9 protein-coding genes are annotated in these 11,610 nt (G+C 60.9%); 7 read left to right on the plus strand and 2 right to left on the minus strand.

Translation table 11 applies throughout. From position 1 onward, the window contains the following. Positions 1 to 387: 387 nt before the first annotated feature. The 5 genes from CGX12_RS17260 (at position 388) to CGX12_RS17280 (ending at position 7,659) form a co-directional block, all read left to right on the plus strand. Positions 388 to 1,599, plus strand: coding sequence for a M24 family metallopeptidase (locus CGX12_RS17260; protein WP_094041080.1), 1,212 nt, complete (start codon positions 388 to 390; stop codon positions 1,597 to 1,599). Between the two features lie 244 nt (positions 1,600 to 1,843). After that, entirely contained in the window at positions 1,844 to 3,451 is a 1,608-nt protein-coding gene (locus CGX12_RS17265; RefSeq protein ID WP_094041081.1) for a BCCT family transporter, read from the plus strand. Positions 3,452 to 3,455: 4 nt separating this feature from the next. Further along, a complete protein-coding gene (locus CGX12_RS17270; RefSeq protein ID WP_094041082.1) occupies positions 3,456 to 4,226 on the plus strand; it encodes a creatininase in 771 nt (256 codons plus the stop codon). 71 nt (positions 4,227 to 4,297) lie between these two features. Continuing rightward, positions 4,298 to 5,695, plus strand: a complete 1,398-nt coding sequence (gene asnS, locus CGX12_RS17275; protein WP_142995660.1) for an asparagine--tRNA ligase — start codon at positions 4,298 to 4,300, stop codon at positions 5,693 to 5,695. A 503-nt stretch (positions 5,696 to 6,198) separates the two neighbouring features. Then, positions 6,199 to 7,659: a sodium:solute symporter family protein gene (locus CGX12_RS17280; RefSeq protein WP_094041084.1), complete on the plus strand. Its 1,461-nt coding sequence runs from the start codon at positions 6,199 to 6,201 to the stop codon at positions 7,657 to 7,659. A gap of 82 nt (positions 7,660 to 7,741) precedes the next feature. On the opposite strand, the gene CGX12_RS17285 is transcribed toward CGX12_RS17280, so the two are convergent. Next, on the minus strand, positions 7,742 to 8,257 hold the full coding sequence (locus CGX12_RS17285) for a PIN domain-containing protein (RefSeq protein ID WP_094041085.1): 516 nt from the start codon (positions 8,255 to 8,257) through the stop codon (positions 7,742 to 7,744). Beyond that, entirely contained in the window at positions 8,235 to 9,305 is a 1,071-nt protein-coding gene (locus tag CGX12_RS17290; RefSeq protein ID WP_094041086.1) for a helix-turn-helix domain-containing protein, read from the minus strand. The genes CGX12_RS17285 and CGX12_RS17290 overlap by 23 nt, the downstream gene beginning before the upstream one ends. Positions 9,306 to 9,791: 486 nt before the next feature. On the opposite strand from CGX12_RS17290, the gene CGX12_RS17295 reads away from it, so the two are divergent. Continuing rightward, positions 9,792 to 10,580 (plus strand): transporter substrate-binding domain-containing protein, encoded by a 789-nt coding sequence (locus CGX12_RS17295; RefSeq protein WP_094041087.1) that lies wholly within the window; start codon positions 9,792 to 9,794, stop codon positions 10,578 to 10,580. Positions 10,581 to 11,087: 507 nt separating this feature from the next. Continuing rightward, a partial coding sequence (locus CGX12_RS17300; RefSeq protein ID WP_142995661.1) for a PAS domain-containing protein occupies positions 11,088 to 11,610 on the plus strand: 523 nt, incomplete at its 3' end.

An 11,610-nucleotide genomic window follows, 5' to 3' on the forward strand; every position in this document is an offset into this window, starting at 1 on the left:
TGGCGTTGGGTGGGGGTGGTGTGGTGGGGTGTGGGGGTTGGTGGTGTGGGTGGTGGAGTTGGGGGTGTGGTGTGGGGGTGTGGGGGGGGGTGGGTGGGCGGTGGGGGGGGGCGCCTGGGGGGGGTGGGGGTGGGGGCGGGGGTGGGGGGGGGTGCGGGGGGGGTGGGGGGGGGGGGGGGGTGAGGGGAGGGTGGGGGAGTGGGGGATGCCGGGTGTTGGGGCCTCACCCTGGCGCATGGCGCACCATAACAATGCATTAACATCATAAATGGGATGATTTGAAGTATTCATTTCTTTTATGGCGGGCGGGGCTCTAGCATCGGGGTTATGCGCTAAACCGGTGTTTCTCGGCGCAGCAACCATCAGCTACAAGGAAGGAGTCTTACCATGCAAATGCCCAACACCCTCAGCATTCCCAACGGCGAAAAAGTCCGCGGCATGTTCTCCCGCGAGGAAATGCTCTCCCGCCAGCAAAAGCTGCGCCAGTACCTGGCCGCCAACGAGGTGGATGCGGTGCTGTTCACTTCCTACCACAACATCAACTACTTCAGTGATTTTGTGTACTGCCGTTTCGGCCGCGACTACGGCCTGGCGGTCACCCAGGACATCCACACCACCATCACCGCCAATATCGACGGCGGCCAGCCCTATCGCCGCAACGCCCTGGGCGACAACCTGGTGTATACCGACTGGCAAAAAGACAACTTCTTCCGTGCCGTGCAGCAGCTGATTGGCGGCGCCCGGCGGGTGGGGGTGGAGTTCGACCACCTCAGCCTGCAAAACCTGGACAAGCTCAAGGCCGCGCTGCCCGAGGCCGAGTTCGTGGACATCGGCGTGCCCACCATGAAGATGCGCATGATCAAGTCGGCGGAAGAAATCGCGCTGATCAAGCAGGGCGCCCGGGTGGCGGACGTGGGCGGCGCCGCCATTCGCGATGCCATCGCGGTGGGCGTGCCGGAATATGAAGTGGCCCTGGCCGGCACCCAGGCCATGGTGCGCGAAATTGCCCGCACCTTCCCCCATGGCGAGCTGATGGACACCTGGGTGTGGTTCCAGTCCGGCATTAATACCGACGGCGCCCACAACCCGGTGACCAGCCGCAAGATTGAGGCCGGCGACATCCTCAGCCTGAACACCTTCCCGATGATCGGCGGCTACTACACCGCCCTGGAGCGGACCCTGTTCAGCGAATACGCCTCCGACCGCCACCTGGAGCTGTGGGAGATCAACTGCAAGGTGCACCGCCGCGGCCTGGAGCTGATCAAGGCCGGCAACCGCTGCTGCGACATCGCCGCCGAGCTGAACGAGATCTTCGCCCAGCACGACGTGCTGCAATACCGCACCTTCGGCTACGGCCACTCCTTCGGCACCCTCAGCCACTACTACGGCCGCGAGGCGGGGCTGGAGCTGCGCGAGGACATAGACACCGTGCTGCAGCCGGGCATGGTGGTGTCCATGGAGCCGATGATCATGCTGCCCGAAGGGCTGCCCGGCGCCGGCGGCTACCGCGAGCACGACATCCTGGTGATCAGCGAAAGCGGGGTGGAGAACATCACCCGCTTCCCGTTCGGCCCCGAGTACAACATCATCAAGGGCTGATAACAGGGCCCATCCCCGCGCCGGGGATGGGCTTTTTCGTTTTAATCGCTGCACCCCAAGGGTCGGGCCCCCGGCAGCCCGATGCAGCAATAAGGAGCAGTGATTTACTATGCCGTCTGCAGCGCGATGGAGAGCGTGGCAGCTTGAAAATGGGAGATGCCCGCAAGCACCCCAGGGGGCTTGTCTGGTATCTTGTGGTTAATGAGAACAGCTTGTTTCGAGCAGTTCTAAGGAGTTGGACGTCATGGTTCTCAATAATGGCCCATTGAAGGGCATTAACCCCTATATCATGTTTATTTCCCTGCTGATCACGGTGGGGCTGATCGGCTTTGCACTCATTTACCCGGGTGAGTCCGCCGCCCTGGTGGATACCGTGAGAACGGTGATCACCCTGTCCGCCAATGCCTGGTACGTGCTGCTGGCGGCCCTGTTCCTGGTTTTCTGTATCTGGATCGCCTGCAGTAAGTACGGAAAAATCCGGCTGGGGCGGGACGACGAAAAGCCGGAGTTCGGCTATTTCGCCTGGTTCGCCATGGTCTATGCCGCGGGCCAGGGCATCGGCATCATCTTCTGGTCCATCGCCGAGCCCATGTTCCATTTTTCCGGCGGCTCGCCCTTTTCTCCCGAAACCGGCAACCAGGAAGCCGCCGCCTCGGCCATGGCCATCTCCTTCTTTCACTGGGGGCTGAACGCCTGGGCCATTTATTGCGTGGTGGGGCTGTCGCTGGCCTTTATCTGCTACCGGCTGAACAAGCCGCTCAGCATTCGCTATACCCTCTACCCCCTGTTCGGCGACAAGGTCACCGGCCGCTGGGGCGTGCTGATCGACGTGATTGCCGTGTTCGCCACCCTGTTCGGCATCGCCACCTCCCTCGGCATGGGCGCGCAGCAGATCAACGCCGGCCTGTCGGAAATCTGGGGCATTCCGCAAAGCCCGGGCGTGCAGCTGGTGCTGATTGTGGTGATCACTCTCTGCGCCCTTATCTCCGTGCTCACCGGGCTGAAGAAGGGGGTCAAGTACCTGTCCATCGGCAACATGTGGCTCACGGTGCTGCTGCTGGTGTTTTTCTTCGCCTTCGGGCCCACGCTGTACATCCTTAAAACCTTCTTCGCCGGCACCTTCGACTACCTGACCCAGCTGCTCAAGTTCAACTTCTATATCGAAACGCCCCCCCATGCGGTAACCGATGCCGAGGCCAGCTGGAAAGGCATGTGGCAGGGCTGGTGGACCGTGTTCTACTGGGGCTGGTGGATGTCCTGGGCGCCCTTCGTGGGGGTGTTTGTGGCGCGGGTGTCCCGCGGCCGCACCATCCGGGAGTTTATCTGGGGCGTGGTCGGGGTGTCTTCGCTGCTGTCCTTCGTCTGGCTGGCGGCCTACGGCGGCACCGCGCTCTACCTGGATCTGTTCGAGAATGCCGGCATCGCCGCCGTGGTAAACAGCGACGTGGCCAAGGCACTCTATGCCACCTTCCAGGGCATGGATCTGGGCGGCCTGTCCACCCTGGCGATGATCGTCGGCACCATCATGGTGGCCACCTATTTCATCACCTCGTCCGACTCCGGCACCCTGGTGCTCACCACCATCATGAGCGAAGGGGACGAACACCCGCTCAGCCGGCACCGGGTGATCTGGGGCGTGATGCAGGGCGTGGTGGCGGCGGTGCTGCTGTTCGTGGGTGGCGAGGCGGCGCTAAGCTCGCTGCAAACCGCCTCCATCGCCGCGGCCCTGCCGTTTTCCCTGATTATGCTGCTGATGTGCGCCGCCCTCTATAAGGGGGTCAGGGCCGAACACAAGAAAATAAGCGATGCCAGCCTGTATGGCGCGGCCATAGTTAACTCCAAAGAGGTATGAAGTCATGGTTAACCTGGAATTGATGGACTGGCAAACCTACGCCGCCAAAGTGAAGGATGGCAATGCGGTCATCATGCTGCCGATAGGCGCCATCGAGCAGCACGGCCCCCATATGTCGATGAACCCGGACGTGCTGATCCCCAAGGCCATCTCCGAAGGGGTGGCCAAAAAGTCGAGTGCCATCCTGGTGGCGCCGCCCATCTCCTACGGCTACAAGTCGCAGGTCAAGTCCGGCGGCGGCAACTTCTTTCCCGGCACCACCTGCATCAACGGCAAAACGCTGATCGACGTGGTCAAGGACGTGCTGGTGGCCTATGCCCGCCACGGCAACCGCAAGTTCGTGCTGGTGAACGGCCATTTCGAAAACTCCATGTTCCTGGTGGAGGGCATCGATCTGGCCCTGGAGCACCTGCGCCACGAGGGCATCCAGGCCCAGGTGATGCTGCTGTCCTACTGGGATTACGTCACCAAAGACACCATCGAAACCGTGTTCCCCGACGGCTTTACCGGCTGGGACGTGGAGCACGGCGGCGTGCTGGAAACCTCGCTCATGCTCCACCTGCACCCGGAGTGCGTGAACATGGAGAAGGTGGTGCACCACCATCCGGCCACCTTCCCGCCCTACGACATCTTCCCGCCGGAGCCGAGCTGGGTGCCGTCTTCCGGCACCCTGTCGTCGGCCAAAAACGCCAGCGAGGAATACGGCCGGCTGCTGTTCAACGTCTGCGTCGAGGGCATTTTCGGATCGGTGTCGGAACGTTTTATCCGAGCATAAAACGCCCATCGGGTAACCCATGGCAGGCCACCGCGGGTGGCCTGCCCCATGTGATGTACGGGGGGCTGCGCATGCATGCCGCTATTAGCGAGATAAAAAAAGGCCGCCACCGGCCGGGCGACACCCTGGTGGTGAAGGGTTGGGTAAGAACACGGCGGGATTCCAAGTCCGGGCTGTCCTTTATCAATTTGTACGATGGCTCCTGTTTCGACAGCCTGCAGGTGGTGGCGCCCGAGCGCCTGGGCAACTACCGGGCCGAGGTCACCCGGCTCACCACCGGCTGCGCCCTGGTGGTAAGGGGGCAACTGGTGGCGTCGGTGGGGCAGCAGCAGGCGCTGGAGCTGCTGGCCGAGGAGGTAACGGTGGTCGGCTGGGTCGACGACCCCGAAAGCTACCCCATGTCGCCCAAGCGCCACAGCATCGAATATTTGCGCGAGCACGCCCACCTGCGGCCGCGCACCAATGTGATCGGCAGCGTGGCCCGGATAAGAAACTGCATCTCCCAGGCCATTCACCGCTTTTTTGATCAGCAGGGCTTTCTCTGGGTGGCTTCGCCCATCATCACCGCCTCCGACTGCGAAGGGGCGGGGCAGATGTTCCGGGTGTCCACCCTCGATCTGCAGGAGCTGCCGCGGGATGAGCAGGGCCGGGTCGACTTTGGCCAGGACTTTTTCGGCAAGGAGACCTTCCTCACCGTGTCCGGCCAGCTCAACGCCGAGGCCTACGCCTGCGCCCTGAGCAAGGTGTATACCTTCGGCCCCACCTTCAGGGCCGAAAACTCCAACACCAGCCGCCACCTGGCCGAGTTCTGGATGGTGGAGCCGGAAGTGGCCTTTTCGGATCTGGACGACAGCGCCCAACTGGCCGAGGCGCTGCTCAAGGCGATTTGCCGGGCGGTGCTGGCCGAGCGCGTCGACGATCTGCGCTTTCTCTCCGGCTATGTGGGCGAGGATCTGCCGGCCCGGCTGGATCAGCTGGCCGGCATGGACTTTGTGCATATCAACTACACGGAGGCGGTCGCCATTCTGGCGCAGGCGCCGCGCGAGTTCGAGTTTCCGGTGTATTGGGGGGCGGACCTGTCTTCCGAGCATGAGCGCTACCTCACCGAGGAGCACTTCAAGAGCCCGGTGGTGGTCAAGAACTACCCCAAGGACATCAAGTCTTTTTATATGAAGGTCAACGACGACGGCACCACAGTGGCCGCCATGGACGTGCTGGCGCCGGGCATCGGCGAGATCATCGGCGGCTCCCAGCGCGAGCACCGGCTGGAGGTGCTGGATGCGCGAATGGCGGAGCTGGGCATGAAGCCCGAGGATTACGAATGGTACCGCCAGCTCCGGCGCTACGGCACCGTGCCCCACGCCGGCTTCGGCCTGGGCTTGGAACGGATGGTGGCCTACGTCACCGGCCTGGGCAACGTCCGCGACGCCATCCCCTTCCCAAGAACCCCGCGCAACGCCAGTTTTTAACGCCGGGCGCCGGCCCCCGCCGGCGCCTCCCGCCTGTTATTTCGTCACTCCCGTGTTTCCTCCGTCACTCCTGCCAAGGCGGGCGTCCAGCCGTGTCTGCAAGCACACCCCGATCAGCAACAACTCATTAACATTCCAAATGGTCTGATTTGAAGTATTCATTTCTGTTATGACGGATGGGGCCCTAGCATCGAAGGCGTACGCTAAACCGGGATTTACCTGTCCGGTTATGCAAGGGCGGTAGAAGGAGTGGTTACCGCCTGCCTACTTCTGGTGAGGCCGGCCAGGCCGGTGGAATCAGGGAACTTAAACCAGCCTCGGCAGAGGCTGCTCGAAGAGGTAGAAGTCATGTTGATGCAATCCTGGACCATGGAATGGTTTGCCTATCTTAACGCCATCATCCTCGCCTGGGCCGCGCTGGCCTACGGCTACCGGCAGTATGTGCGCAAAGACCACCGCCGTTGCTGAACGGCCGGGCCAACACACGTTAAAGGGAACTTGAGATGGAAAATTACCAGTGGTTGAACTGGGCCCTGCTATTGGGCTCGTTCGGAATATTGATCTTTATCGGCTATCTCTCCAGCCGGGTGGTGAAAGACAGCGACGAAACCGGCTTTCTGGTGGCCGGGCGCAGCCTGGGGCCCTTTGTGGGCGCCGGCACCATAGTGGCCACCGGCTTCAGCGGCTGGGGCTTTATGGGCTCGCCGGGGGTGGCCTACGAGTTCGGCTCCATCGAGGTGCTGGGCAACTTCTTCTTCGCCCCGGCCATGGTGATTGCCGTGCTCTACTTTGCCGGCTTTCTGCGCCGCCGGGCCGACGAGCTGGGCAGCTGCACCATTCCCGAATACGTGGCCCAGCTGCACGGTGGCGGCGCCCTGCTGGAGCGCTGGGTCAAGGGGGTGGCGGCGGCCATTACCATAGTGCTGCTGCTGGTGTTCCTCACCAGCCAGATCAAGGCGGTGGGGCTCTTGGGCGCCTCCTGGCTCGGCATCAGCCTGAGCGAGAGCGCGCTGCTGATGATCTCGGTGATCATCCTCTACACCATGCTCGGCGGCCTGGCCGCGGTGGCCTGGACCGACACCCTGATGGTGGCGGGCATGGGCATCGGCGCCCTGGTGATGATGGTGCAGGTGTTCACCGACGTCAGCCCCATGGAAATGGTGGAGCGGCTCAACGCCATCGATCCCCAGCTGCTCAACCCCACCACCTCGGCGCCCTACGGCGAGAGCCGGGGCTCGGTGTTCCTGGTGCTGCCCTATGCCTTCTTGTTCACCGCCGTGCTGCCCTATATGGCGGTGCGCTTCCTGGCCTTCAAACCCACGGTGAAAATGCACCAGGTGGCCATTTGGGTGGCGCCCATGGGCTGCCTGCTCAGCCTGGTGCCCATCGTCGGCATGTATGTGCGGGTGGCGCACCCGGAGCTGGCCGAGCCGGATCAGGCCATGCCGGTGTATTTGGCCAACTTCCTGCACCCGGCCCTGGCGGGGGTGATCACCCTGTTCATCCTGTTCGCCATGAAGTCCACCGCCAACTCGCTGCTGCACACCGTGTCCAGCGCCGCCTCCCACGACTTGCGCACCGCCCTGTTCCCGCACAGCCGGGCCTCGGGTGCCCGCATTTTGTGGATCAACCGCATCTGGGTGGCCATTCTCGGTTTTGTCGGCTTCCTGATGATGCTGTACGCGCCGCCCTTTATGCTGTCCTGGCTCGGCATCCTGGGCTCCGGCACCCTGCTGGCGGTGATGATAGGCCCGGTGTTCATCTCCGCCTTCTGGCAGGGCAACGGCTACGGCGCCCTGGCCGCCATGTTCACCGGCCTGGTCACCAGCGGCGGCTTCCTGCTGTTCACCAAGGTCGGCTGGGTGGAAGGTCCGCTCTACGGCTGCCTGGCCTCCGGCCTCACCTATGTGCTGGTGAGCAAGCTTACCTCGAGCCAGCGCGTACCGCGCCGCGCCACCGCCTGAACAGGAAAGGGGATGTCAGTTTGGGCGCCGCAAGGCGCCCTTTTTTCATGTTCAAGCATGGGGGTTGTTTGTAGACGCGGAGTTATTCGCGAGGGCAGGATGGACCCTGTTGGTTCCTGTATCTATCCAGCATTTCATCAAGTTGTGCCCAAGGAAGGCGACTTCCCGCTTGTCGCATGAGTTCCTTGGAGGCTTCGGCCCGAGAAATGGTCAGAAGGCCGTGTATGAGCATTTGCTCCACCAGCCATATGGTACCGAGTTTTTCTACCTTCTCTTTGTCGGCAGCCTTGCGCAATCGCTTGTCACCGGATACCAATGGGCAGTTTTCCTGTTTGGCCAAAGCCAGCGCGAGGCAATCGTTCGTGCTGGGGCCCCCATAGCGCTTAACTAGCTCGAAAGCGTAGGCCATGCTTTCAGGGCTGAGTTCCTTTAATGTCAGCCCCAATTCCAGCAGATGCCCGTGGTGGTATTCCAGCTCTTCAACGTACAGGATGTCGGGTACGGCAAACACGTAGGGCAGCAAGAACAGTTCGGCGATCAATCCGCCTTCTTCAAGGTCGATAATGACATTCGTGTCACTGATCAACAGCTGCCGCATCCGCACCCTCCAGCTTCCGTTCGGCCCTTAGGGCTGCGGTCGGCATTCCAAGCAGCTCGGCAGCCTTGGACTCGCCGAGGTAATCTTCTGCCAGCGCGCGGTAGACTAATTGCCGATAGAGGTAGGTGGTTTCGGAGGGATAAGGCTCCCCCGGCTCCTGGGTATTCCACTTTTCCTTTGAGAACCGGAAGAAAGCGCGTTTCTGGAGGGCATCGCTGATAATGCCACATTGGTGTGCCCGTATCAGAACCCCTTTCATGCTGATGCCGAACTCGTGCTTGAGCATGAATAATTCCCGTGGCTCGAGGCGGCTGCGGTGTTCACCTAAGCGTTGCACAGCCGATTTGAAGGGAAGCAGGAAGGCACCGGCAAATCGGTTGCAGGCTTGTTCTTCGTCCACTGACTCACTTAGTCGGCCATGTAGCAGGAGGTGGCCAAGCTCATGAGCAAGGGTAAATCGTTGACGATCACCAGGCCATTGTTTCGACACCACTATGACTGGAGTTCCATTGACCGAAGCGGCTAGCCCATCCAGCTTACGTTCCACGTCGACGGCAGTAATGATGACCAGCACTCCCATCGACTCCAGCACGTCAATCATGTCAGGAATGGGGTTCAGGCCCAGCTCCCAAGCGTCGCGAACGGCATCGGCAAAAGCGTCAATTTGCTCAAGTTCGGTGACTTGTGCCGGCAATCCTTCTGGTATGGCAAAGGGTTGGACCGGGCTTTGCGGGTAAAGCGACAGCAAGGTAGTCCAGCGCTCGGCCTGATCCAGCACATCAGCTTCAATCCGCTTGAGCAGCTTTTGTGGGGTGGTTGAGCGTTTGCGATACTCGACCCCGCTCAGTTCAACCTTTACTGGGCGGAAAAAATACTCGGATCGTACCCCCAGGGCCTTGGCCAGTTTGATCAACTGGGGTGACGCAGGTATGGCTTCGTCATTCTCATATTTGCTGATGGTGGTATGCGATAACCCGACCTGATCCGCCAAGGCACGCAGTGACAGCCCCGCCGCTTTACGCGCCCGTTGTATGCGCTGACCGAGCATGGCTCCTCCTGTGGTTTACAAAAATAAAAAATTATTAGAAATTGTAAACCTTGTTGCTGCTCCTGTCACTTGCTGCAAAACCATCGGCGTAGGTTTGGCTTGGAGCTGGCCTCACTTCCTCGTTCCCCCGTTGTTCCCGGCGTTCTACTTCGTCACTCCGCGCTTAACCTCGTCACTCCCGCGCGAAGGCGGGAGTCCATAGGGATCTGCAGGCCCGGCGCCGTGGTTCGGGCTGGTGCCTCTTGCCCTGGATGCCCGCCTTCGCGGGCAAGACGGAGGAGGGCCTGCCAAGAGCTTCGTTTGGCTCAATATTACGCCTTCCTCACAGTTTTAACTAAATTCACATAAATCCAACATGTCCTTGTTGACCATTATCTGCTCCTGCTTATACCGTGATGTTTGGCATCATGTTTTGCTAGCTGATGTAATTGTCACATTTTATTTTTTGCTGTTTATGGCGATAAATACCAATAAGGAATATTCAGGATGAAGCACGGATTCTGGCAATCCTCCCTGCTGGGAGCGGCGTTGTTAAGCCTGGCCTGTACCGGACAGGCCCGGGAATGGAAAGAGATCAAGTTCAGTGTGGAGGGGTCTTACCCGCCGTTCAGCTGGACCACCACCGATGGCGAGCTGGAAGGGTTCGAGGTCGATCTGGCCCGGGCCTTGTGCGAGGAGCTGCAAGTCAAATGTCGGATTGCGGCGCAAGACTGGGACGGCATTATTCCGGCCCTGCTGTCGCGCAAGCACGATGCCATTATTGCGGCCATGACCATCACGCCCGAGCGGGAGAAAACGGTGTTGTTTACCATTCCCTACGCCCGGGTGCCCACCCGCTTCGTTACCCACAAAGAGAACGAGATTGATTTTACCGATGCCGGCATGGCCAATCTCAAAGTGGCGGTGCAAAGGGCGACCATTGGCGACAAGTACCTGACCGATAAACACAAAAGCATCAATATTGTGCGGTACGGCACCTTCGATGAAGCCTTTATGGATCTGCGGGCCGGGCGTGTCGACACCGTGTTTGGCGGTGCCCTCGGCATCCAGAGCGGCCTGCTCGACAAGCCGGATGGCCAGGAATTTCACTTTTCCGGGCCGGTATTCACCGAAGAAGCCTGGTTTGGCAAGGGAATCGGTATTGCCGTGCGCAAACAGGATCAAGACCTGGCCGAGCTGCTTAACCAAGGCATCCTGACTCTGAGAGAAAAAGGGATTCATCAGGAAATTGCTTCTCGCTATTTCCCCTATGATATCTACGGCGACACCCCCTGACAGTCCCTCGTGCCTTGCGGCCCCCGGTGGCCGCAAAGCGGTGCCCGCGGGCAGGTTTGTGCTGGTGAGCAAGCTTACCTCGGGGGCGCCGTCTTCCTCCGTGGTCAGGGCCGGCTGAGCCGGTTGCCAGCAAGCACCAAAGCCCGGGCACGCCTGGGCTTTTTCCGTGCTGGAGCATCAGGCGGTGTAAACGGTGATCCGCACGATGCCTCCTGGGGCGCGGGCGGCCCGCCCGCGCTCCATCGGCAAGGAGTACATCTGCCAACGGCGGTGTCCGGCAGCCCGATTTTTCAACGATACGGTTTCTGGCCGGTAGACGTCGTAGGGAGAACTGCAAAGGGAGCTAATTGAATACTTTTATTTTTGCTCGTCGCTTAACAGAACTGTCATGACACTGTGGATAATAACCATTCTTTTGATATGGATATATGGGATGCCAGGTCCGCCTTTCGGGGAGTGGGCGCCGGGCCTGGCTTCAGGGATGAAGATCATGCAGAGGAAGGTGGAATGAAAATCAACCAGCCCGTGAGCGGGCGAAATATCGAATTGCCGGAAGGGGTGAACATCCTTTCCACGACCACGCCGGACAGCCACATCACCTATATCAACCAGTCCTTTGTCGAGATCAGCGGCTACAGCCGCGAAGAGCTGCTGGGCCAGCCCCACAACATCATCCGCCACCCGGACATGCCGGAGGCGGCCTTCGCCCATCTGTGGCAAACGCTGAAGGCGGGCCGCTCCTGGATGGGGCTGGTCAAAAACCGCTGCAAAAACGGCGATCACTACTGGGTAAACGCCTACGTCACCCCCATACAGAAGAACGGCCAGACCGTGGAATACCAGTCGGTGCGCACCCGGCCCGAGCCGGAGCAGGTCCGGGCCGCCGAGCGCCTTTATGCCCGCCTGCAAAGCGGCAAGCCGCTGCCCAGGGCACGCCTGGGCCTGGGTACCCGGCTGGCGCTGGCCAACGGCGGGCCCCGAGAAAACGAGGGGACACCCAACGCCCGCGGGGACGACGTGCGCCACGACA

The sequence above is a fragment of the Zobellella denitrificans genome, from assembly GCF_002237365.1.
GTDB lineage: Bacteria > Pseudomonadota > Gammaproteobacteria > Enterobacterales > Aeromonadaceae > Oceanimonas > Oceanimonas denitrificans.